The 24,032-nt window shown below is 70.2% G+C and carries 14 protein-coding genes; 6 read left to right on the plus strand and 8 right to left on the minus strand.

The window, feature by feature from the left end; all coding sequences use genetic code 11:
* Positions 1 to 38: 38 nt before the first annotated feature.
* Complete coding sequence (locus ACIQMX_RS14020; RefSeq protein ID WP_402477702.1) at positions 39 to 3,296, plus strand: TIM-barrel domain-containing protein; 3,258 nt, start codon at positions 39 to 41, stop codon at positions 3,294 to 3,296.
* Positions 3,297 to 3,374: 78 nt separating this feature from the next.
* Here the strand turns inward: ACIQMX_RS14020 and ACIQMX_RS14025 are convergent, their stop codons facing one another.
* From ACIQMX_RS14025 to ACIQMX_RS14055, 7 genes are all read right to left on the minus strand, one after another.
* A complete protein-coding gene (locus ACIQMX_RS14025) occupies positions 3,375 to 4,412 on the minus strand; it encodes an ABC transporter permease (RefSeq protein ID WP_363075953.1) in 1,038 nt (345 codons plus the stop codon).
* Positions 4,409 to 6,001 carry a sugar ABC transporter ATP-binding protein gene (locus ACIQMX_RS14030; RefSeq protein WP_402477704.1) on the minus strand — a complete coding sequence of 531 codons (1,593 nt, stop codon included), beginning with the start codon at positions 5,999 to 6,001 and terminating at the stop codon, positions 4,409 to 4,411. Before ACIQMX_RS14030 ends, ACIQMX_RS14025 begins: the two co-directional genes overlap by 4 nt.
* Positions 6,002 to 6,089: 88 nt before the next feature.
* The gene (locus ACIQMX_RS14035; protein ID WP_402477707.1) at positions 6,090 to 7,130 is read right to left on the minus strand and encodes a substrate-binding domain-containing protein; all 1,041 of its coding nucleotides are present in this window, start codon (positions 7,128 to 7,130) and stop codon (positions 6,090 to 6,092) included.
* 340 nt (positions 7,131 to 7,470) lie between these two features.
* Complete coding sequence (locus tag ACIQMX_RS14040) at positions 7,471 to 8,808, minus strand: ABC transporter substrate-binding protein (RefSeq protein ID WP_402477709.1); 1,338 nt, start codon at positions 8,806 to 8,808, stop codon at positions 7,471 to 7,473.
* A 57-nt stretch (positions 8,809 to 8,865) separates the two neighbouring features.
* On the minus strand, positions 8,866 to 9,828 hold the full coding sequence (locus ACIQMX_RS14045; protein WP_402477712.1) for a carbohydrate ABC transporter permease: 963 nt from the start codon (positions 9,826 to 9,828) through the stop codon (positions 8,866 to 8,868).
* A gap of 4 nt (positions 9,829 to 9,832) precedes the next feature.
* A complete protein-coding gene (locus ACIQMX_RS14050; protein ID WP_363075965.1) occupies positions 9,833 to 10,759 on the minus strand; it encodes a sugar ABC transporter permease in 927 nt (308 codons plus the stop codon).
* A gap of 580 nt (positions 10,760 to 11,339) precedes the next feature.
* The gene (locus tag ACIQMX_RS14055) at positions 11,340 to 12,323 is read right to left on the minus strand and encodes a LacI family DNA-binding transcriptional regulator (protein ID WP_363075967.1); all 984 of its coding nucleotides are present in this window, start codon (positions 12,321 to 12,323) and stop codon (positions 11,340 to 11,342) included.
* 364 nt (positions 12,324 to 12,687) lie between these two features.
* On the opposite strand from ACIQMX_RS14055, the gene ACIQMX_RS14060 reads away from it, so the two are divergent.
* Together ACIQMX_RS14060 and ACIQMX_RS14065 are read left to right on the plus strand one after the other, a co-directional pair.
* Positions 12,688 to 14,124: an RICIN domain-containing protein gene (locus ACIQMX_RS14060; RefSeq protein ID WP_402477716.1), complete on the plus strand. Its 1,437-nt coding sequence runs from the start codon at positions 12,688 to 12,690 to the stop codon at positions 14,122 to 14,124.
* Between the two features lie 123 nt (positions 14,125 to 14,247).
* The gene (locus tag ACIQMX_RS14065) at positions 14,248 to 16,686 is read left to right on the plus strand and encodes an RICIN domain-containing protein (protein ID WP_402477719.1); all 2,439 of its coding nucleotides are present in this window, start codon (positions 14,248 to 14,250) and stop codon (positions 16,684 to 16,686) included.
* Positions 16,687 to 16,740: 54 nt separating this feature from the next.
* Here ACIQMX_RS14065 and ACIQMX_RS14070 read toward each other — a convergent pair whose 3' ends face one another.
* Complete coding sequence (locus ACIQMX_RS14070; protein WP_402477721.1) at positions 16,741 to 18,492, minus strand: beta-galactosidase family protein; 1,752 nt, start codon at positions 18,490 to 18,492, stop codon at positions 16,741 to 16,743.
* 502 nt (positions 18,493 to 18,994) lie between these two features.
* Between ACIQMX_RS14070 and ACIQMX_RS14075 the strand changes: the two genes are divergently transcribed.
* The 3 genes from ACIQMX_RS14075 (at position 18,995) to ACIQMX_RS14085 (ending at position 23,982) form a co-directional block, all read left to right on the plus strand.
* Positions 18,995 to 21,895: a glycosyl hydrolase family 95 catalytic domain-containing protein gene (locus ACIQMX_RS14075; protein WP_402477724.1), complete on the plus strand. Its 2,901-nt coding sequence runs from the start codon at positions 18,995 to 18,997 to the stop codon at positions 21,893 to 21,895.
* Between the two features lie 257 nt (positions 21,896 to 22,152).
* Entirely contained in the window at positions 22,153 to 22,506 is a 354-nt protein-coding gene (locus tag ACIQMX_RS14080; protein ID WP_402477727.1) for a hypothetical protein, read from the plus strand.
* A 258-nt stretch (positions 22,507 to 22,764) separates the two neighbouring features.
* Positions 22,765 to 23,982 (plus strand): cysteine desulfurase-like protein, encoded by a 1,218-nt coding sequence (locus ACIQMX_RS14085; protein WP_402477729.1) that lies wholly within the window; start codon positions 22,765 to 22,767, stop codon positions 23,980 to 23,982.
* Positions 23,983 to 24,032: the final 50 nt, after the last annotated feature.

The raw sequence follows: 24,032 nt of genomic DNA on the forward strand, positions 1-24,032 counted from the left end.
GCCCCCAGTCGGCGTGCAGGAGAACGGAGTTGCGTGTCATGCCCGCATCGATGAGCAGAAGCAGGGTTCCACGAGGGGTGCGCCGGAGAGCGAGTGCGGTCGCCGCCCTCGCCGTGGCCGCCTCGACCACCCTGACCGGGGCGGGTTCCGCCTCCGCCGGTGGCGGCCACGGCGCCCGGATCCCGACCGTCACCTCCGGGGACGCCCGCTTCGAGATCCTCTCGCCGACCCTCATCCGTACCGAGTACGCGGGCGACGGTGCGTTCACCGACGATCCGACGTTCAACGCGATCGGCCGCGAAGGGTTCACCCCGACCGCCTACACCGCACGGACGAAGGACGGCTGGCTGACCGTCTCGACGAGCGCGATGACCCTGCGCTACCGCGTCGGCTCGGGACCCTTCGACGCCCGCAACCTCTCCGTCCGGCTTGCCGCGGGAGACGCGCCCGTGACCGCCGCCCCCTGGCAGCGGCTCGTCTGCGCGCTCGGCGAGTTGTGCGAGGCGGAGGACCTCCGGCTCGACGGGCTGGGTACCGCCGCCGATCACCGGGGCCACACCGGGGCGGCCTTCGCCGCCGGCTTCGAGGCCACCGGCAGTTCGGTGTCCACTGACATCGATGTCAGTGCCGAAGGGACCTACCGGTTCGCGTTGAAGTACGCCAACGCGCGCGGCGGGGACGGCAAGTCGCAGACCCGCACGCTGTCGCTCTCGGTGGACGGCGGCGCGCCGCGGCAGATCAGCCTTCCGGCCACGGCCGACTGGGACACCTGGGCCAAGGCCACGGCGGAGGTGCGGCTCGGCAAGGGACCGCACACGCTCGCGCTGACCCGGACCGCCTCGGACTCGGGATCGGTGAACGTCGACAGCGTCGCCCTGCTCCGGCCCGACGACCAGGGGTACCCGGCCGTCTCCGACACCGCCATCAAGGACTGCCTCTTCGGGACGAGTTGCGAGGCCGAGGCGGCGCGGATCAGCGGCACGGCCACCGGCGCGCTGGACCACCCGGGATACGCGGGCAACGGCTTCGTCGCCGAACTGAACAAGGGGTCGGGCCTGACGGCCCACGTGGTCGGAGTCCCGGCCGACGGCACGTACACACTCCGGCTGCGCTACGCCAACGGGCAGGGCGGCGACGGCCAGCACCGGACGCGCACCGCCACCGTCACGACCGCGGCCGACGGGTCGCCCGCGGCTCTGCAGCTGCCCGCGACGAAGGACTGGGACGACTGGCGGACGGCCGCGGTCCCCGTCACCCTCAAGGCGGGCGACAACGATGTCACCCTGGGCTGCCCCGAGTCGGACAGCTGCCACATCAACGCCGACACCCTCTCCCTCGCCGCCCCCGGCGCCGCCGAGCCGCAGCCCCACATCGCGCTCGGCGGATACCGCCGCGGCCTGGACGGCGTGACCGGTGAGGGTGCCGCCCCCGTCACCACCCCGGGCCTGCTCAACCGGGACGGCTGGTTCCTGCTCGACGACACCCCGTCGGCCCTGTACGACACCGGGGCGAAGAAGGTGCGCCCCCGCCCCGGCCACGGCGGCGCTCCTTACCAGGACGGCTACGTCTTCGGCTTCGGACACGACTACAAGCAGGGCCTCACGGACCTCGCCACCCTGACCGGACCGCCCGCGCTCCTGCCCACCTGGGCGTACGGCGTCTGGTACTCCGAGTACATCGACCGGACGGCCGCCGACTACCAGGACAAGATCCTTCCCGCGTTCCGCGCGGAGGGTGTGCCTCTCGACGTGCTGGTGACCGACACCGACTTCAAGGCCGGTGACACCTGGCGCGGCTGGGAGATCGACCCGGCCAAGTTCCCCGACCCCGAGGCCTTCTTCGACTGGTCGAAGGCCCAGGGCCTGCACAACACGCTCAACGTGCACCCGAGCATCCGGGCCTCGGACCCCCAGTTCGCCCAGGCGCAGTCCACCGCCAAGGGCAAGCTGGTCAAGGGCGGTTGCGGGGACGACTGCTACGTCTTCGACTTCGGTGACCCGGACCAGCTCAAGGCCTACATGGACCTGCACCGGACCATGGACCGGCAGGGCAACGACTTCTGGTGGCTGGACTGGTGCTGCGACTCCTCGCAGTCCTCGCTGAAGGGCGTGACCCCCGACGCCTGGATCAACCAGCAGTACGCCGACACCTCCGCCGAGGCCATCGGCCGGGGCTTCGTCCTCTCCCGCGCCTACGGCTCGCTCCAGGCCGGCGGGTACAGCGGCCAGCAGGCCCTGCCGACCGGCCCTTGGGCGGACAAGCGCAGCACCGTGCACTTCACCGGCGACACCGCCTCCACCTGGGGCACCCTCCGTCTGGAGGTCGGATACACCCCGGGCGAGTCCGCGGCGACCGGAATGGCGTCCATCACCCACGACATCGGCGGCCACAACGACACGACGGGCATTGCCGGTTCGGAGGAGGGAACGCACAAGCTCCCCGACGACCTGTACGCCCGCTGGGTCCAGTTCGGCACCTTCCAGCCGATCGACCGACTGCACAGCAACCACAGCGACCGGCTCCCGTGGCAGTACGGCCCGGCGGCGCGCAAGTCGGCCGACGCCTTCCTCAACCTCCGCGAGAAGCTGGTTCCGTACACCTACGGCCTGGCCGAGGAGGCGAACCGCACCGGAGTGCCGATCGTCCGCCCGGCCTACCTGGAGTACCCGGACGAGCCGGAGGCGTACGCGGCGGCCGACAGCGAGTACTTCTACGGCTCCGACGTCCTGGTCGCTCCGGTGACCACGCCCGGTGAGTCCGCCACCACCTCGGTGTGGTTCCCGCCGGGGCAGTGGACCGACTACTTCACCGGCAAGACCTACCGGGGCGGCACCACCCAGTCCGTCACCACCACCCTCGACACGATGCCCGTCTTCATCAAGGCAGGTGGCATCATGCCCACCCGCACCGCCGACGTCACCGACAACGACCGCAACCCCCTGACCGACGTCAGCCTGTCCATCGCCACCGGCGCCTCGGGCTCGTACCGCCTGTACGAGGACGACGGCGTCACGACGCGGAAGCAGCGGAGCGCCACGACGTCGGTGACGTATCAGGAGAAGGGCTCGCTGCGGACCGTGTCGATCGGCGCGGCCAAGGGTTCCTTCCACGGCCAGGTGAAGAACCGCCGGTGGACGCTGTCCCTCCTGGGCACCACCCACGCCCCCACGGCGGTCACCGCGCGCGGGGTCCGGCTCGCCAAGGACGCGTACCACTGGGACGCCGCCACCGGAGTCCTCACCGTCACGCTCCCGGCCCGGTCCGTGCACCAGCCGGTCACGGTGACCGTGCGATAGCGGGGTCCGGTCCGCGGAGTCCTGACAGAGGGGAGGAAGGGGGAGAGGAAGGCGGTACGGGCTGCAACGCGTGAGCGTTCAGTGGGGCAGCCCGACCGCCCTCTCGCCGCTGCGTCGCTGCTGGATGACGACGGCGATGACGAGGAGCGCGCCCTGGGCGACGTTCTGCCAGAAGGTGTTGATGCCCTGGACGGTGAGACCGTTCTCGAGGCAGCCGAGGAGGGCGACGGCGAGCAGGGTGCCGCCGATCCCGCCCTTGCCGCCCTTGAGAGCGGCGCCGCCCAGGGCGGCGGCGGTGATCGCCTTGAGTTCGAGCCCTTCGCTGCCGGACACGGGCTGGCCCGATCCGGTACGGGCGGTCAGCAGGATGCCGGCGACGGCGGCGACGACCCCGATGAGCGCGTAGACGCAGATCAGGTACTTGTTGATGCTGATGCCGGCGAGTCGGGCGGCGGTGTCGTTGCCGCCGATCGCGTACAGATTGCGTCCGATGTCGGTGTACTTGAGCAGCAGGTGGACGGAGACGGCCACGACGATCAGGATCCAGACCATGACCGGCAGACCCGCCATTTTGCCGCGGCCGAGGAAGATGAAGACATCGTTGTTGAGGACATAGCCCTGGGCACGCCCGTCGGACAGGAGCTGGGCGAGCCCCTTGTACGCGGCGAGGCCGGCGAGCGTGGCGATCGTCGGGTTGACCCGGCCGTAGACGATGACGAGGCCGTTCAGCGCGCCGATCAGCATCCCGACGCCGACGGCGGCGGCCATACCGAGGAACGCCCCCGACCCGGTGGCGGTGAAGGTCATGGCGCTGACCACGGAGGCGACGCCGACCTGCGATCCGACGGAGATGTCGAGTCCGCCGCAGATGATGACCACGGTCTGGACGATCGCGAGCAGCCCGGTGATGGTCGCCGCCTCGGCGACGACCTGCATGTTCGACAGGCTCAGATAGTTCTCGTTGAGGACACCGAAGAGGAGCAGGACGACGGCGAGCGCGCCGATCAGGCTGATGTTCTGTCCGCCCAGGCCGGCGAAGGGCTTCGGCCGTCGCGCAACGGTGCCGTCGCCGGGGGACCCCTCCACAGCGGGGGAAGGTGTACGGGTGAGAGTCATGACGATGCTCCGGGGGCGGGGCCGACGATGTCATCGGCCATGGCGAGTTGGAGGATGGATTCTTCGGTGGCTTCGCCGCGGTCGAGTTCGCCCGTGATCCGGCCGCCCTGCATGACGACGACGCGGTCGGCCAGGCCGAGGAGTTCGGGGAGCTCGGAGGAGATGACCAGCAGGGCGACTCCCTCGGCGGCGAGATCGGCGATGATCCGGTAGATCTCCGCCTTCGCGCCGACGTCGATGCCGCGCGTCGGCTCGTCGAGGACCAGGACCTTCGGCTTGCGGGCGAGCCAGCGGGCCAGGACCACCTTCTGCTGGTTGCCGCCCGACAGTTTGCCCACCTCGTGGTCGATGGACGGGGCGCGGACCCGCAGCCGGTCGGTGTACTCCTGCGCGAGGCGGCGCTCGGCCGCCCGGCGGACGAAGCGGAAGCGCCGCAGCCGGCCCAGCACCACGAGCGAGGTGTTGTCCTTGATGGACTGCCGCAGGAACAGCGCCTGGGCCTTGCGCTCCTCGGGCGCGAGTCCCAGCCCCGCCCTGATCACGTCGCCGGGCCGGCCGCTGCGCAGCGGCGTGCCGTCGAGGGTGACGCTGCCGCTGCGGACGGGGGCGTCGCCCGCGAGTGCGAGGGCGAGTTCCGATCGGCCGGCGCCGATCAGGCCGGCCAGACCGACGACCTCGCCCGCCCGGACCTGGAGCGAGATGCCCGTGACATCGTCGGTCGTGAGGTCCTGGACGTCGAGGACCAGCCGGTCGACCGCCACGCGCTGACGGACGAACGCGTCGGACAGATCGCGGCCGACCATCCGGCGCACGAGCTCGCTCTCGTCGGTGGCACCGGCATCCTGGACGCCGACCAGGGTGCCGTCACGCAGCACCGCGATGCGGTCGGCCAGCTGGAAGATCTCCTGCATGCGGTGGGAGACGTAGACGATGGCGATGCCTTCGTCGCGGAGCCGCCGGATGAGCGTGAACAGCGCGTCGACCTCGTGCTCCGACAGCGACGACGTCGGTTCGTCGAACGCGATCAGCCGCGCGGTCGTGCCGCCGGTCAGCGCGCGCATGATCTCCACCAACTGTCGTTGGGCGGGGGTGAGCTGCGAGCCGAGCAGGGAGGGGTCCAGGACATGGGCGAATCCCAGCCGGTCCAGCTCGGCCGTGATGCGCCGGTTCAGTTCGGCCCGGTCCAGCAGCCGTCCGCGGGTGCGGGGCAGCGCGCCGGCGTACACGTTCTCCGCCACGGAGATGTGGGGGATGATCTCGGGCTCCTGGGGGATGATCCGTATCCCGGCGGCCCGTGCGCGTGCGGGGGCGTCGAGCGCGATGGGCGCCCCGTTCACGACGACGCTTCCCTCGGTGGGCTGATGGTCACCGGTGAGGATCTTCAGGAGCGTGGACTTGCCGGCGCCGTTCTCACCCATGAGCGCGGTGATCTGTCCGGCGGGGAACTCAAGCGTGACGCCGCCGAGTGCCTGCACCGTGCCGAAACGCTTGGTGACGCCCGACACCGCCACGGGAATCGGACGGGGCTCCGCCGACGGCGGACTGCCGTGGGCCTCCGGCGCGGCGGCCGGTTCTTGCGCTGGGTTCATGGGTCGGTTCACCTCGAAGGCACGGTGCAGGCAGGGGCGTGGTGCGGTTCGCCGGCGAGGTGCGTGACGCCCGCCGACGGGGGACTGCTCAGCTGCAGGTGACTCCGGCGCCCTTCCACGAGGTGTGGTCGACCATGGTGGTGGGGGCGAAGGCCTCGGCAGGGAACTCCTTGCCGTTCTTGAGCTTGTCGTACATGGTCTGGACGGCCAGGGCGCCGACGTCCTTGCCGTTGATGAAGAGCGCGGCCTTCATGCCGGTCGGCTTGTCGGACTGCCATTCCTTGCAGGCGAGGTAGGCGCCGAGCCCGACACCGATCACGTGGTCGGGGCCGATGTCCGCGTTGGCCAGCGCGGTCACGCCGCCCATGACGTTCTCGTCGTTGCAGCCCCAGACCACCCAGTTCCTGACTCCGGAGTTGGCGGTGATCGTCGCGGCGATCCTGTCCTGGGCGCCGGTGGGTGTGTTGTCGGTGGGGACGTCGATGTTCTTCACACCGGGAACCGCTGCCTCGAACGCCTTCTTGGAGCCGGCGATCCGGTCGCCGCAGACGGTGACGTCCTGCTTCCACGCCGAGATGACCCGCGTCTCGGAGGCCTTCCAGCCGGCCTTCTTGTACTCGGCGGCAGCACGCTTCCCGACCTCCTCGCCCATCTGAGTGCCGCTGAACCCGATCCGGGGCACGAGGTCGTCCTTTCCGCAGGCGGCAGGGTCGGGGCCCGTGGCGCAGATCTGGTCGTCGGACGTCAGGAGCGCAACCCCGCCGTCCTTCGCGGTCTGCACGACCTGCGGGCCGACGGCCGGGTCGGGAACGACGATGACGACGCCGCTCGCCTTCTGCGCGATCGCCGACTGCACTTCACTGACGGTCTTGTTGGCGTCATTGCCCAGGTTGACCACCTTGAGGTCGATGCCCAGTTCCTTCGCCTTCTCCTTCGCGCCGGCGGCCTCGCCGATGAAGTACTCCTGGTCGCCCTGCTTCTGCAGATATGTGATCGAGAGGGCGCCGTCGGCCTTGGCGGCAGGGCTGTCCGTGGTGGCCTCCTTGCCCGAGGAACACGCGGTGCTCAGGCCGAGGGTCAGCAGCAGCCCGGTGGCTGCGGCCGCGCGGCTGGGGGTGGAACGGAACATCGGGAGCTCCTAGGTGCTGACAGTGACCTGCCGCCCGGCATGCGCGCGGCGGTCGGTTCGAGAGGAGAGGAGGAAGGGGCTGCGGGGCTGGAAGAGTGCCTCGCCGGAGGAACCTGGATCCTTGAAATCAAACAGGTTCAAACATGTAACTACATAACACAACATGAAGACTGGTACGTCAAGAGGTGCGACGGGGCGAGATGAGTCCGTTATGCCAGCCGCCCATATCCGTGAATGGGCAACAAAAATCCCCCAGTTGCTCTGGCGCGCCAATGAACTCGAAGGCGTGCCAGGCGAACTGGGGGATCGACAGTTTCAAACAGATGTGGGGTGCTGTGAGCTAGTCGTTGACGGTGAACCCCTGGTCCTTGCCGTACTTGACGCTCGCGTCCTGCCAGGCCTTCAGGCCGTCGGTGAGCTTGGTGGAGGACACGTACGCCTTGCCCACCGTGTCGTTGAAGACCGAGTTCGCGTACACCTGGAAGGGCAGGTAGGACCAGTCGGTGCTGACGTTGCGGGCCGACTCGGCGAAGACCTGGTTGGCCTTCTGGCCACCGAAGTACGGGAACGGGGTGTCGAGGAACGTCTTCGACTCCAGGTCGGCCCTGGTGGCCGGGAAGGCGCCCTCCGAGACGCGGGTGGTGGCACCGGCGCCGGTGGTGGCGAACTCGGTGAAGGCGTAGGCGAGTTCCTTGTTCTTGGCTGCCTTGGGCACGGCCAGCGAGCTGCCGCCGTTCTCCGCGCTCGCCTTGTCGCCCTTCGTCCACTGCGGCAGCGGGGCGACGCGCCAGTCGCCCGAGGCGGCCGCGACTCCGGACGTGAGGTTGGCCGGCATCCAGGCGCCGATGGAGAGGGTGGCCAGGGACCCGTCGGCCAGGCCCTTGTACCAGGCGTCGCTCCAGGAGCTGATCGGCGCGACCAGCTTCTCGTCGAGGAGCTTCTGCCAGGTGGCGGTGTACTTCTTGGTGCCCGCGTCGCCGAAGTCGACGGTGACGTTCGTGCCGTCGGTCTTGTACGGGCGGCCGCCGGCCTGCCAGATGAAGCTCGTCGTCGCCCCGGCGTCACCCGTGTCGTTGGTGATGAAGATCTTGGGATCGGCCTTGTGGAGGGTGCGGGCCGCCTCCACGTACCCGTCCCACGTCGTCGGCACCTCGATGTGGTGCTTGTCGAAGACCTTCTTGTTGTAGAAGAAGGCCATGGGGCCGGAGTCCATGGGCAGGGCGTAGACCGCCTTGTCCTGGGTGACCGCGTTCCAGGGCCCGGGCGTGAACGTCTCGCCGAACTTCCCCGCGCCGTAGGGCGACAGGTCCTCGACGGACTTGGCGATGGCGAACTGTCCCAGGGCGTAGTACTCCACCTGCGCGACATCGGGTGCGCCGGAGCCGGCCGCTATCGCGTTCTGCAAGGCGGTGTACTGCTTGTCGCCGGTGCCGGCGTTGACCAGTTCGACGTCGACGTTCGGGTACTTCTTCTCGAAGTCCTCCGCCACCTTCTTGAGCGTGGGTTCCCAGGCCCACACCGTGACCTTCCCGCCCTTCTCCAGTGCGGACTTGACGTCCTTCGGGCCGCTGCCCCCGCCGCCGTCCTCGGCGTCGGAACCGCAGGCCGTGGCGGTCAGCGCGAGTGCGGAGGCCACGGCAAGCGCGCCGAGCAGTCTGCGGGTGGTGTGCGTTCTCATGGGCTGTGCTCCTGGTCGGTGATGCGGGTGGAGTGGGGGAGGGGCAGGGTGTGGCGTCTATTCCTTGACGCTGCCCGCGGCGAGGCCGGACTGCCAGAACCGCTGGAGCAGCAGGAAGACCACCACGATCGGCACGATCGTCAGCAGGGAGCCGGTGATGATGAGGTCGAAGACGGCCTCGCCGCCGGCGGTCTGGGCCTGGGAGTTCCAGGCGCTGAGACCGAGGGTCAGTGGGTACCAGTCGGGATCCTTGATCATGATCAGCGGCAGGAAGTAGTTGTTCCAGGTCGCGACCATGGAGAACAGCAGGACGGTGACGGTGCCCGGCATGAGCAGCGGCAGGGCGATCGTGAAGAAGGTGCGCAGCTCGCCCGAGCCGTCGATGCGGGCGGCCTCCATGAGTTCGGTGGGAATGGCCTCGGCGGCGAACACCCACATCAGGTAGAGCCCGAAGGGCGAGATCAGGGACGGGATGATGACGGCCCACGGAGTGTTGGTGAGGCCCATCTTGCTGAACATCAGGAAGGTGGGGACGGCCAGGGCGGTGCCCGGGACCGCCACGGCGCCGAGCACGACGGCGAAGACCGCCTTGCGGCCGGGGAAGTTGAACTTGGCGAGCGAGTAGCCGCCGAGGACGGCGAGGACGGTGGCTCCGCCCGCGCCCGCGACGACGTAGAGGAGCGTGTTGAGCAGCCAGCGTACGAAGACTCCGTCGTCGTACGTGAGGGTGCGGGTGATGTTGTCCCAGAGGTTGACGTCGTCGGCGAACCAGAGCCCGAAGGAGTCGAGGAGACCCTTCTGGTTCTTGGTGGCGTTGATGACGAGCCAGGCGAGCGGGAGCAGGGTGTAGATCAGGGCCAGGCCGGTGACGAGCGTCAGCGGGAGGCTGGGCCGGGGGTTGAGCGGGGTGTGCGGGCGCCGCTTCCCGCGCCTCGACCCGGTGCTCGGGGACGCGGTCGCCGGAGCGGCGCCGGTGGGCTGGGCGCCGCCGGTCGCCGCCGTGGTGAGAGAGGTGGTCATCGGCTCAGCCCTTCCGCATGCCGCGCAGCTGGACCGCGTAGGCGATGATCGCGGTGATCACGCCCATCACGATGGCCACGGTCGCCGCGTAGTTGTGCTGCTGGCCCGCGAAGGACAGCGAGTACGTGTAGAGGTTCGGGGTGAAGTCGCTGGTGATGGCGTTGGGGGCGAGCTTCTGGAGGATGCTCGGCTCGTTGAACAGCTGGAAGCTGCCGATGATCGAGAAGATCGTGGCGATGACGAGGGCGCTGCGGATCGCCGGCAGTTTCACCGATGCCACGATGCGCCACTCGCCCGCACCGTCGATCGCCGCGGCCTCGTAGAGCGAGCGCGGCACGACCTTGAGCGCGGAGTAGAAGATCAGCATGTTGTAGCCGACGAACTCCCAGGTCACGATGTTGCCGATCGCTGCCAGGACCAGGGAGGGGGAGAGCGGGTCGGGCAGGGTCACGCCGAGGGTGTCGTTGATGTTGCCGACGAGGCCGAACCGGGTGCCGTAGATGAACCCCCAGATGAGGCTGGCCACGACGGCGGGCACGGCGTACGGAAGGAAGACCGAGACGCGGAAGAAGGCCGTGCCGTACAGCCGGCCGCTGTCGATCGCCAGGGCGATGAGCAGCGCGATGCCGAGCATGACGGGTACCTGGACCAGGAGGAAGAGGCCCACCCGGGCCAAGCCCTCCCAGAACCGGGGGTCGGCGAGCGCCTCGCTGTAGTTGTCGAGGCCGACGAACGCGGTCCCCCCGATCAGCCGGTCCCGGAAGACGCTGAGGTACAGCGCGTAGGCGATGGGGGCAAGGAACACGAGCCCGAAGACCGCGACGAAGGGACCGACGAAACCCCAGCCGACCAAGGCCTCCTTCCGGCGACGGAAACGGGTTCGTCGGCGCGGCGGCGGGACCGCCTGCGCAGAGGTCGACAGGAGCGTCATGGTGCTTCCTTGCGTCGGTGACCGACTGGTCGGGAACGGGTCGGAGGAAGTCGGGGCCTTGAACGGAAGGCCGGAAGAGGGTCGCCCCGATGGTTCATGTTTACGTAATCATCGGTGTGCCCCGATGGTTGCATCACCGTCAGATGGGCGTCAAGCACAAGGAAGCAGCGATCAAACGTGATTGAGGTAAAAACGCCGTTGCTTGTGCGCCGGGAGGGGTGGCGGGGCAAGGCGGGTCACGTCAGCCCGCGAGGCGGCGCAGGGCGTGGTGAGGCGGCCCGCGAGGCGGCGCAGGGCGTGGCGGGGCGGCCGGTGAGGCGGCGCAAGGTGTGACGGGGCGGACGGCGGACGCGACGGCCCGCGGGTGCTGCGAGTGTCATGGCTGGTGGGAGGGGGTGGAGGGGTGTCCCGCCAGGCCGGCTGCCCTGCCTCGTGGGGTGTTCCGCCAGGCAGGCTGTCCTGCCCAGGTGGGGGCCAAAGACACGCCGGGGCCACCGGCCTCCCGGCCCGTGGCGGCGCGCCGGGGCGAACCCCGCATCCCGGCGCCCGTGGTGGCGCGCCGGGGCGGGAGCGGGAGGTGTCAGGCGGGCGGCGGTGCCGTGCTGGCCCGGACCACGAGGGTGGGTTCCACGGCGAGGCGCCGCGGACCGTTGCCGCGACGTTCGATCTGCTCCAGCAGCAGCGTCACACAGTGCCGGCCCACCACGTCGAAGTCCTGGTGGACCGTGGTCAGCGGCGGCTCGAAGTACGGCGCCTCGGGCACGTCGTCGAAACCCGCCACGCTGATCTCGCCCGGCACGGACCGTCCCGCCTCGTGCATCGCCCGAAGGACCCCCAGCGCCATCTGGTCGTTCGCCGCGAAGACGGCGGTGGCTTCCGGCATCTGGGCCAGTGTCCGGCCGGCCAGGTAGCCCGATTCGGGGGTCCAGTCCCCGTACAGGGTGGGACGTACCGGCGCACCCGCCGCGACGAGCGTCCGCTCCCACGTTTCCGCACGCCGCCGGGCGGCGAAGGAGTCGCGTGGACCGCTGACGTGGTGCACGGTCCGATGGCCGAGCTCCAGCAGGTGCCTGACCACGCTCTGGGTGCCACTGGCCTGGTCGAAGTCGACGTTCGGGTACTGGTGCCCGGTGTCGCCGTCGGCGACGACCACCGGCATGGTGGGCGGCAGGTGCAGCGACGGCGTGTCGAGCATCTGTGACTCCACCAGCACGATGCCGTCCACGGACTGCAGCATGAGGTGGCGGAAGGCCTGGCGCACGGCAGCCTCGGTCTGCGCCCGGATGCCCATGAAGTTGACGGAGAAGCCCGCCTCGCGGGCCGCGTCCGCGATGGCGCCGAGCGTGCGGGCGTTACCGTGCGCGCCCACGTCGAAACTGACGACGCCGATCGCTCCGAACTTGCCGGTGACCAGCGCGCGCGCCGCCGCGTTGGGGCGGTAGCCGAGCTCCTGCATCGCTGCCAGAACCCTTGCGCGTGTCGTCTCGTCGACGTTGTCGTGGTTGTTGGCCACGCGGGAGACCGTCTGCGACGAAACGCCTGCCCTTGCCGCTACCTCCGCCATCGAGGGCCACTTCCGCGGCGGGCGGGAGCGCGGCGTCCTTGTTCCCTTGTCCGCCACCTTCGACCGCTCCTTCGCACAGGTTTCGAGGGCGCGCGCAGGCTGCGCCCCCACGGACGCATGTTGACGCAAACAGGCCCTCCGGGTCAAAAGGTGGTCGCTTCCGTCCGACTCCTTGACAGGCCTCCGGAGCGCTTCCACACTTCCGGTTAACACCGTGTTTACGAAAACATTGCGTAGGTAGCGGTGCTCTGCACGGCCTGAATGGCCGTCCCCCCACCCCGTCGCTCCGTGCTTCCGCGGCGGCCGTCTGCCGCGCCGACCGCGCGGAGAACAAGTCCGACGAGAGACCACGAGGTGTCGCGCCATGCGACTGAAGATCTCCAGGACGGCGGCATTGATCTGCGCCCTCCTCCTCCCCCTGCTCACCACCGGCGGCACCGCTCACGCGGCCCCGGTGACCATCGCCAACGGCACGCAGTTCACCGATCCGGCCGGCAATCCCGTACACGCGCACGGCGGCGGTGTGATCAAGGTCGGGCAGTACTACTACTGGTTCGGAGAGGACCGCAACACCGACAACACCTTCCGGTACGTCTCCGCGTACCGTTCCACCGACCTGAAGTCCTGGGAGTTCCGCAACCACGTCCTGACCGAGGCCACCGATCCGGAGCTCGACTGGGCCAACATCGAGCGGCCCAAGGTCATTTACAACAGTTCCACCCAGCAGTTCGTGATGTGGATGCACAAGGAGAACGGCTCCGACTACGGCGAGGCGCGCGCCGCCGTCGCGGTGTCCTCCACGGTGGACGGCGACTACGCCTGGCGCGGCAGCTTCCGGCCGCTCGGCCACATGTCCCGCGACATCTCGACCTTCGTCGACACCGACGGCACCGGCTACATGGTCTCCGCCGCCAACGAGAACGCCGACCTGCACGTCTACCGTCTGACCGCGGACTACACCGCTGTGGAGTCACAGGTCCAGAAGCTGTGGCCGGGCCAGTGGCGGGAGGCGCCCGCCATGTTCAAGCGGAACGGCGTGTACTTCCTCCTGACCTCCGGCGCCACCGGCTGGTCCCCGAACCAGCAGAAGTACGCCACGGCCGACAGCATCACCGGTTCCTGGACCGATCTGAAGGATGTGGGGGACCCGACGACCTACCGGAGCCAGACCGCCTTCGTCCTCCCGGTCCAGGGCACCAAGGGCACCTCCTTCCTCTACATGGGCGACCGCTGGGGCAACTCCATGGGCGGCATGGTCAACGACTCCCAGTACGTCTGGCTTCCGCTCACCTTCCCCACCAGCACCACCATGACGATGGACTACTCCCCGCAGCTCACCGTCGACACCGCCGCGGGAACCGTGAGCGGAATGAACGTGCCGTGGGAGACCCTCGCCGCCCGCAACAGCGGCAAGTGCGCCGACGTGGCGAACTTCGACTCCGCGGACGGCACCCAGGTGATCCAGTGGGGCTGCGGCGGCGGCGTGAACCAGAACTTCTGGATCAAGAAGCTGAGCAACGGCCATGTCCAGATCATGGCCCGGCACAGCGGGAAGTGCCTCGGCGTCGCCGGCGCCTCGGCCGCGGACGGCGCGCTCGCCGTCCAGAACACCTGTGACGGCTCCGCCTCCCAGCAGTGGAAGGTCCGGACGACCGACGCCGCCGGCTACGTCGAGTTCGTCGCCCGGCACAGCGGCAAGTGCCTCGATGTCGTCAACCAGTCGACGGCCGACGGAACCGCCCTGGAGCAGTGGACCTGCAACGCGGGTGACAACCAGAAGTGGCGGCGCTCCGCGGCCTGACCGCACCACCCCCCGGGGTCCGGAACCGCCTCCGGACCCGCACGTCACTGCGCCTCCCGGCCCCGGGCCAGGAGGCGCAGTGACGGAATCAGAGGAACCCCGCCCCCACGTGAAGGAGTACGCGTGTTCTGCATCCGCAGCCGACCGACATCGCGTCGGAGCCGCCGGCCCAGGAGCCTGGCCGCCCTCGGCGCCGCCGCGGCCCTCGTCGCGACGGCCGTCACCGCCGTCGGCACCGGTTCGTCGCCGGCGAGCGCCGCGGACGGCCCCGCCGCGGCGCTGACCGTGCGCCTCGATCCCAGCTATCAGCACCCGGCCTTCGAAGGATGGGGAACGGCCCTCGCCTGGTTCGCCAACGTGACAGGAGGCTGGCCGGACGCACAGCGCAACGCGCTCGCCGACGCGCTCTACGGCGCCGACGGCCTGGGCTTCACGATCGCCCGCTACAACATCGGCGGTGGCGACAGCCCCGAGACCACCCCGTACATGCGGCCGGGCGCGGCCGTCCCCGGCTACTGGAACCGGCCTGGCCCCGAGGCGCCCGACTGGTGGGACCCGAACCGTGCCGACCACTGGAATCCCGGCGCCGACGCCAACCAGCGCTGGTGGCTCACCGCAGCCAAGGCCCGCGGGGCCGAGACCTTCGAGGCGTTCTCCAACTCCGCGCCGTACTTCATGACCAACAGCGGGCTGGTCTCCGGTGCCTCCAACGGCTGGCAGGACAACCTCCGGACCGACCAGTACGACCGCTTCGCCGCCTATCTCACCGGCGCCCTCCAACGTGCCCAGTCCGCCTCCGGAGTCACCTTCGACTCCGTCTCACCCGTCAACGAGCCCGACACGGACTACTGGCACGCGGGCGGCCGTCAGGAGGGCTCGCACTGGGACCCGGCCTCCCAGGCCCGCATGATCACGACGCTGCGCGCCGCGCTCGACGCCAAGGGCGTGAAGACCCCGATCGCCGCAATGGACGAGACGAACCCGGAGAAGTTCCGCTCCGACTGGGAGTCGTACGCCCCCGATGCCCGTGCGGCCGTCGGCCGGCTCAACACGCACACCTACGGGACGAACGGCCGCACCGGGGCCCGTGACACGGCCAAGGGCGAGGCCACACCGCTGTGGATGTCCGAAGTGGACACCGGCGGCAGCGCCCCGCAGAGCTTCACCGACATGAGCCCCGCCCTCGACCTCGCGCAGCACATCAACGACGACATCCGGGAGCTGGAGCCGAGCGCCTGGGTCCTGTGGCAGGCCGTCGAGGACCACGAGAACATGACCCCGGGTCATGAGAACTCGAACTGGGGTCTCATACAGACCGACTTCACCCCCGAGAACGCGGCCACGGAGCCGCTCCGCAAGAACAAGAAGTACTGGGCGATGGCGAACTACAGCCGCTTCGTACGTCCCGGCGCGCGCATCGTCGACACCGACGACCCGCAGACACTGGCCGCGGTACGGCCGGGCGGGGACGGCGTGGTCGTGGTCCACACCAACCCGACCGGCCAGGCGCGCGAACTCAGCCTGAACCTCGACGGTTTCCGGACCTCGGCGAACGGGCCCGTCGAGCGGTGGACGACCGACTCCACCCGCGACCTCCAGCGTGACAGTGACGCGGCGGTGACCGGCGGGACGCTCAGGGCGACCGTGGGCCCGGGTTCCGTCACCACGTTCGTCCTGCCCACGGTCACCGGCGTGAACGAGGCGACGGCCACCGCACCCACCGGCACCCCGCGCCAGCTGCTCAACGACAACAGCGGCAAGGCGCTGGCCGTGGCCACCGTCAGCGGCAAGAGCGTGCCCGTCCAGCGGGCGTCCGCGCCCGCGGACACCGCGCAGCGGTGGACCTTCACCAAACTGTCGGCCACCGACTGGAGCAGCACCGCCGCCTACCGCGTCACCAGCGAGAAGACCGGCAGGGCGCTCGCCGTCTCGGACGGAACGCTCACGTTCGCGGCACCCGGCTCGTCCACCGCGCAGCAGTGGATCCGCTCGACCACGGGCGACGGCCACAACACCCTGATCAACGCGGCGAGCGGCACGCTCCTGGACGTCACCGACGCCTCCACCGCCGACGGGGCGCCGGTCGGCGTCTACCGGCCGACCACCGGCGCCAACCAGTCCTGGACCTTCCCGGGCGCGGCGGCGGACACCTGGAAGGCCCTGTCCTTCCGGCACAGCTCCCGGTGCCTCGACGTCAGCGGCGCGGGCTCGGGCGACGGTGCGGCCGTCGTCCAGTACGGCTGCAACGCCGGCACGAACCAGCAGTGGTCCCTCCGTTCCACCGGCAACGGATACGTGAACGTCGTCGCGCGCCACAGCGGCAAGTGCCTGGACGTGAGCGACGTCTCCACGGCCGACGGCGCGGCCGTCCTCCAGTACACGTGCAACAACGGCCGCAACCAGGAATGGGCCGTACGCGGCACGAGCGACGGGTACGTCACGCTCACGGCCCGGCACAGCGCCAAGTGCCTGGGAGTGGACGGCGCCGCCACGACGGACGGTGCGGCGGTCGTGCAGCGCGCCTGTGACGGCTCCCGGGCGCAGCAACTCCGGCAGGGCTGAGGCGGAACAGAGCGCGGGCCCGGTCGAACGACCGGGCCCGCGCTCTGCCGGTGGCTACTCCTCGGTGGGTCCCAGGTCGGGTGTCGGACGGAACTCGGCCGTCCGGGCCCGGTGCCCCGCGTGGAGCTCCAGCACGACGACCTCGTTGGTTCCCGCGCGCAGCACCGGGGCCGGGACGTACAGGGACCGCTGCGGGCCGCGCGACCAGTAGCGCCCGAGCGCGAAGCCGTTGACCCAGGCGTTGCCCTTGGTCCAGCCGTCGAGGTGGAGGAACGTGTCGGCCGGGTCGGCCACCTCGAAGGTCCCCCGGTGGAAGGCCGGTCCGACCGTGCGGGCCCCTCCAGAGGCGAACGGGATGTCGTCCAGGTTCGCGAAGGGCAGGGGCCGGCTGGTCCAGCCCACGAGCTCCACGCCGTCCAGGAGGACTCTGCCGAGCAGGCCCTTGCGGTCGTGGATGCCCTGTCCGTAGTTCACCCGCCCCTGGTTCTCGACGAGTACGGCGAGCGTGCTGCCGGCCCGGGGGACCGTGAACGCCAGGGCGTGCTCGTGGTTCTCGCGCTCCAGGACACCGACGGGCTGCCCGTCGACGAAGACCTGGGCGCGGTCGCGGACCTGGTCGGTCTCGAGCAGGGCGGGGCCCTTGAGCGGCAGGGTCGTTTCGTACAGGACGAAGCCGAAGTCCTGTTCCAGCTCCTCCATCGTGAGGGGCCGGTGCGCCTCGACGGCCGTCCCGAACGCCGCGGCCTGCGGCAGAAGCGCGGCGCTCTCCGTCAGGGACACGGTCCGCCGGGCCAGCTTGGGGCCGGGCGGCGGGACGGGGGCGTCCGGCACGGAGGCGTACGTGGCTATCACGTCGCGGAAGGCGGTGTACTTCTCCGTGGGGTCCCCGGCTTCGTCGAGCGGGGCGTCGTAGTCGTACGACGTCACCGTGGGCCGGTACGTGTGCTTGTCGTTGGCGCCGTTGGTGAAGCCGAAGTTGGTGCCGCCGTGGAACATGTAGAAGTTCACCGAGGCGCCGGTGGAAAGGAGTTCATCCAGTTCGCGGGCTGCGTGGCCGGGGTCGCGCACCACGTGGTGGGCCCCCCAGCGGTCGAACCAGCCGATCCAGAACTCGGTGCACAGCTGCGGTCCCTTCGGCTGATGGGCCCTCAGCGCGGCCAGACCCTCACCGGAGCGGCTGCCGAAGTTGGCCGTGGCGAGGACGCCGGGCAGCGCACCGCGTTCCAGGTCGGCGGGCTGGTCGCAGGTGAAGAGCGGGACGTCGACCCCGCAGCGCCGCAGAGAGGCGGCGAGGTGTTCCAGATAGGCGGTGTCGTCGCCGTAGGCCCCGTACTCGTTCTCCACCTGCACGGCCAGGACCGGGCCGCCCCGGGAGGCCAGGTACGGCTGGAGCGGCGTGAGCAGGCGGTCGAAGTAGTCGTCGACGGCGGCGAGGAACCGGGGATCGCGGGAGCGGAGCCGTATGTCCGGTTCGGCGAGCAGCCAGGACGGCAGGCCGCCGCCCTCCCACTCCGCGCAGATGTACGGGCCGGGCCGGAGCAGCACGTGCAGTCCCTCCGCGGCCGCGAGGTCGAGGAACCGGGGCAGGTCGAGGCCGCCGTCGAGGCTGAAGCTGTCGGGCCGAGGCTGGTGCAGGTTCCAGGGCACGTAGGTCTCGACGGTGTTGAGGCCCATGAGCCTGGCCTTGCGCAGCCGGTCCGCCCACTGCTCGGGGTGCGTACGGAAGTAGTGCATCCCGCCGGACAGGAGCCGGAACGGTTCGCCGTCGAGAGTGAAGCCGCCGCCGTCGATCTGGAGAAGAGGCATGTACGGGTGCTCCTGTGCTGGGTGAGTGCGTTGTAGCGATGTCGAGAGCCTGCCATGGTCATGTTTGCGTAAACATGATGGCTGTGGCAAGTGTTCGACCGGATCCGATCCGTCCTCGCGGGGAATTTGGGAGCGCGACCACGGTGTGCCGCGCGAGGGTGGCCGGGTTCGTTCGTCCGGGAGGAATGTTTACGCGATCGCGGCGCCGTGCGCCTGTGTGCTTCCAGGTCACACCCCGCATGGGGTGCGTGGGGCTCGCCGAGGGGGTACGCCCCCTTAAGTTCCCCAAGAATTAACAAGACTGCACAAATATTGACGCGTTGTCGTGGTGCGTGCTGCACTGGCTCGGCAACACAACGGAGCGATTCACGCCCGAATGTTTACGTTCTCAGCGACTGGGCCGACCAGAGCCGCAACGTGGCCCGGCCCGCCGCTCAGCCGCCCGGCACTTCCCCGCTGCTCGCCGGTTCCCCCACTCTTCTCCTGCTGAAGGAGTCATGCCATGACCTCCCACGTCAGTCCGCTCGACCGCCGGCGTTTCCTCGGCACAGCCGCTCTCACCGCCTGCACGGTGGCGCTGCCCGGAGTCCTGCGGCCCGCACAGGCCGCGGCCGCCGTTCCGCCTCAGGTGACATTGCCGCAGCGTGGCATGTACGACACCGTGACGGCATCGTCGTGGACGGACGGATTCGTCACCGGGAACGGCGAGTACGGAGCCGTGCTGCACGGGGCGCCGACCCTGGAGAAGGTCGTACTCAACCACCACCGGTTCGTGCTTCCCAACGGCACGCGGGACGTGACGCCTCCCGTCCTCGCCGACCGTCTCGGAGCGGTGCGGGACAAGGCCCTGGACGGCGACTACTGGGGCGCCGCGGGGACCTTCGCCGAAGGCTGGTCCCTGCGCTGGACCCAGACCTTCCACCCGGGATACGAGCTGCAGCTCAGCACCCCGGGCGCGACCACCGCCAACGACTACGCCAGGATCACCGACTTCCGGACCGGCGAGCTCACCCACACGTGGACCGACAGCGCCGGTGTCTGGAAGCGGCGCGTCTTCGCCTCCCGGTCCGACAAGGTCGTCGTACACGAACTCCTCCCCGCCGCCGGGAAGACCGTCGACACCACGCTCAAGGTGAACACCGGGCTCGAAGGTGTGCCGGGCGACGTCTCCTTCACCACGATCGCCGCCGTCTCCGGTGGGCAGGGCTATCTCAACCTGCGGGGCACCTACCCGTCCGGCCAGGGAGCGTACGGGTACGAGGGCGTCACCCGGGTCGTGGTCACGGGCAACAAGGCGTCGGTGGCGGTCAGCGGCGACACACTGGTCGTCTCCCGCGCGGCCAAGGTGGTCCTCCTCACCAAGCTCGGCCGGTACGAATCCGCCGGCGGATGGGACGCCAAGCCCCTGCACGCCGCGCTGGCCGCCCTTCCCGCCGACTACGCCACGCTCCTGGGCCGGCACGCGCCGCTGCACCGGGCCATGTTCGACGGTTCCAGTCTGGACCTCGGCGTCTCCGCGGCGGACCGGAAGCTGTCCACGTCCGAGTTGACCGCTCGGCAGAACAACGACCGGTCGGTCGTCGACCTCGCGCTCCTGGAGCGGATGTACGACAGCGGGCGGTACCTCTTCGTCAGCTCCAGCGGCGTCCTGCCCCCGCGCCTCACGGGCGTCTGGACGGGCTCCTGGGACGGTGCCTGGGCCGACGACTTCACCACCGACGCCAACATCAATCTCCAGGTCGCCGGCGGCAACATCCTGAGCCACGGCAAGGCCATGCAGGGCTACTTCGACCTGGTGCTGGGCCAGTTGGACGACTGGCGAAGGAACGCCGCGAACCTGTACGGCACCCGCGGGTTCCTCGCGCCCTCCCGAACCGACGGCGAGCACGGCCACATGCTCCACTTCAACAACAGCGACTTCCCCGGCCAGTGCTGGACCGGAGGCGCCGACTGGATGCTGTACCCGCTCCTGGAGTACTACCAGGTCACAGGCGACGAGGCGTTCCTCCGTGAGAAGCTCGGCCCGGCCCTGATGGAACTCGCCCTGTTCTACGAGGACTTCCTCTCCCGCACCGACGCCGACGGGAAGGCGGTGTTCGTTCCTTCGTTCTCCATGGAGAACTCACCCTCCAACACGGGCCAGATGCTGTCCGTCAACGCCACCGGCGACATCATGGCCGGCCGCCACGCACTCCGGGCCGCCATCGACGCCGCGAACACACTCGACGTCGAGCAGGGGAGCGGGCAGGGCGTGGCCCGCTGGACCGCCCTCCTGGCCAGGCTGCCCGACTACACGGTCAACGGCGACCGTGCCCTGGCCGAGTGGTCCTGGCCCGGCCTGAACGACCGCTACAACCACCGGCACGTCCAGCACCTGTACGGCGCCTGGCCCCTGCACGAGATCAACCCCGAGGAGCGGGCCGACCTGATGCTGCCGGCCCGCACGGCGCTCAGGCTGCGCGGGGACGAGAACTATTCGGCCCACGGCAGCCTCCACCGCGCCCTGGCCTGGGCCCGCCTGAAGGACGGCGCGGGCGTGTACGACAACATCCGCAAGGTTCTCGGCAGCAACATGGTGTGGCGCTCGCTGGTGACCTCGCACAACCCCGACCTGCACACCTACAACAGCGACGCTGCCAACGCGCTGCCCGCGATCATCGCCGAGTCGCTCGTCCACACCCGGCCGGGCCTCCTGGAGATCCTTCCCGCGCTGCCCGGGCAACTGACCCGGGGCACGATCCGCGGCGTACGGGGCCGCAACCGCGTCCTCGTCGAGAGCCTCACCTGGGACACGGGGGCGCGCACCGCCACGGTCACCCTCGTCTCGGACATCGCCCAGACCTTCGACTTCGTGTGCCGCCCCGGCATCACGTCGCTCGCCACCACCGCGCCCGTGGCGGCCTCCCCGCTCGGTGCCCACGTCCGGAGACTGACCCTCACCCCGGGAGCCCGCACCCAGGTCACGGTCGGCCTGCTCACCGGGACCTTCCGGGTGGTCAACCGCGGCGGCGGCAAGGCGTTGGACGTGGCGAACGAGTCGACCGGCAACGGGGGCTCAATCATCCAGTGGCCCTGGTCGGGCGGCACCAACCAGCAGTGGCGGCTCCTGCCGAACTACGACGGGTCCTTCCGTCTGTCCAACGTCAAGAGCGAGAAGGTCCTCGACAACCCGGGGACGTCCACCACACCCGGCGAGCGCCTGGACCAGTGGACGGACACGGACAGCCCCAACCAGTGGTGGAAGCTGGAGCCCGCCGGAGCGGCGGAGCGCTACCGCCTGGTCAACGTGGCCAGCGGACTGTACGCGGCCGTCGAGGACGGATCGACGGGCGACGGCGCCCGGATCGTGCAGATGCCGGCCGACGGATCCGCCGCGCAGGAATGGGTGATCACCGGCCTCTGAGCCCGGCCTTCCGGGATTCGTCGTCCTCACCGCGCCATCCCTCGGGGAGAGAACCGCGCGATGCTGCCGGTGTTTCGAAGTCGCCACCGCCGGTGCGCCGGAGGGAGCAGCTGGGAGGTCGGGCGGAGCGGGCTCTCCGCCCGGCTTCCGTGGTAGACCGGAAAGGTCACGCCACGCGAACAGGGAGGGCTCCGCCCATGGGCCGGCCGACGACGTCAACGCCTCTGCCGAGAGACACGAAGGTCCTGTCCATCGGGGTGCATCCGAGTGCACTCGACTACAGCCGGATGCCCGAAGGCATCGACGAGGCCGCGCTCACCGCCCGCATCGAAGCCGGGAACGCGGCGCTGGGCGAGGCGGGGTTCGATGTCGTCGCGTGTCTGATCGACACGTCTCCGGACCGCGCCGAGTCGACCGTCCGGGAGCATCTGCGCGAGCATGCCTTCGGCTTGGCGATGATCGGGGGTGGCGTACGCATGATGCCGGAGAACACCCTGTTGTTCGAGCGACTGCTCAACGTCCTGACCGAGGTGGCGCCCGGAATCCGGCTGTGCTTCAACACGGCGCCGGAGAACACGGTCGAGGCGCTGAGGCGGTGGATCCGGGTGTGAGCGGCCGAGCCGCCCGCCCATGACCCCGCTTGCGGCGCGGACGTGTCGTGCCCTGAGGCGGACGTCCGGTCAGGGCTCTCCCGGGCCCGCCGTGTCCGGGTTCGCCGTCCGTCGCCCGCGGATCTCGCGCACCCCGTCGCCGACCCGGGCGCGTGCCCCGTACACACACAAGGCAGGATCGACCCGGGAAGCCGCTGCCGCGCCGCCCCCGGGCCCTCCAGGTCCGGTCCCGCCCCCGCTCATGTCCAGGAGAACCGCATGCCCCTCGACGTCCCCGCGCTCCGTGCGCAGATCCCGGCCCTGTCGGCAGGTTCGGCCCGGTTCGACGCGCCCGGTGGCACCCAGACCCCGCAGCCGGTGATCGACGCGGTCGTGGAGGCGCTGTCCCGTCCGCTCGCCGTCCGGGGTACGCAGAACGAGGGCGAGCGGAACGCGGAGGCGATCGTCGCCGGGGCGCGGGCGGCGCTCGCGGACCTGGTGGGGGCACAGCCGCGCGGCATCGTGTTCGGGCGCAGTTCCACCCAGCTCACGTACGACCTGGCGCGGACCCTGGCCAAGGACTGGGGGCCGGGGGACGAGGTGGTGGTCAGCCGTCTCGACCACGACGCCAACATCCGCCCCTGGGTGCAGGCGGCACAGGCCGTCGGCGCGACGGTCCGGTGGGTCGACTTCGATCCGGACAGCGGGGAGTTGCCGCCCGCCCGGTTCGCCGAGGTGCTGTCCGCGCGGACCCGCCTGGTGGCGGTCACCGGAGCGTCCAACCTCATCGGCACCCGTCCCGACCTGCCCGCGATCGCTGAGCTCGTCCACCGGGCAGGCGCCCTGCTGCACGTGGACGCCGTGCACCTGGCGGCCCACGGCTCCGTCCGCCTGGACACGCTCGGCGCCGACTTCCTCGTCTGCTCGCCGTACAAGTTCCTCGGCCCGCACATGGGCGTACTGGCGAGCCGCCCCCAACTGCTGGAGACCCTGCGGCCCGACAAGCTGCTGCCGTCGACCGACGCGGTACCGGAGCGGCTGGAACTGGGCACCCTGCCGTACGAGTTCCTGGCCGCGGCCCGGGCCGCGGTGGACTTCCTCGCCTCGCTCGCTCCGGGCGCCGACGGCACCCGCCGGGAGCGGCTGGCCATCGCCTTCGAGGAGATCGAGGCCCACGAGGACGCCCTGCGGGTCCGTATCGAGAAGGGGCTGTCCGCTCTCGACGGCGTCGTCGTGCACTCGCGCGCCGTCCGGCGCACCCCGACGCTGCTGGTGACCTTCCCGGGCAGGTCGGCGGCGGACGCGTCACGCTTCCTGGCGGAGCACGGGGTCGACGCACCGGCAGGCTCGTTCTACGCCCTGGAGGCCTCGCGCCATCTGGGGCTGGGTGACGGGGGAGGGCTGCGGATCGGGCTGGCCCCGTACAACAGCGAGGAGGACGCCGACCGGCTGCTGGAGGGTCTGGCCGCTTTCCTCGCCCGGACCCCGCGCGGCTGACCCCGCGGCCGGCCGGGGCTCGCCGGCCGCCTGCGCCACCGGCTGCGGAT

The sequence above is a fragment of the Streptomyces sp. NPDC091416 genome, from assembly GCF_044756845.1.
Lineage (GTDB): Bacteria > Actinomycetota > Actinomycetes > Streptomycetales > Streptomycetaceae > Streptomyces.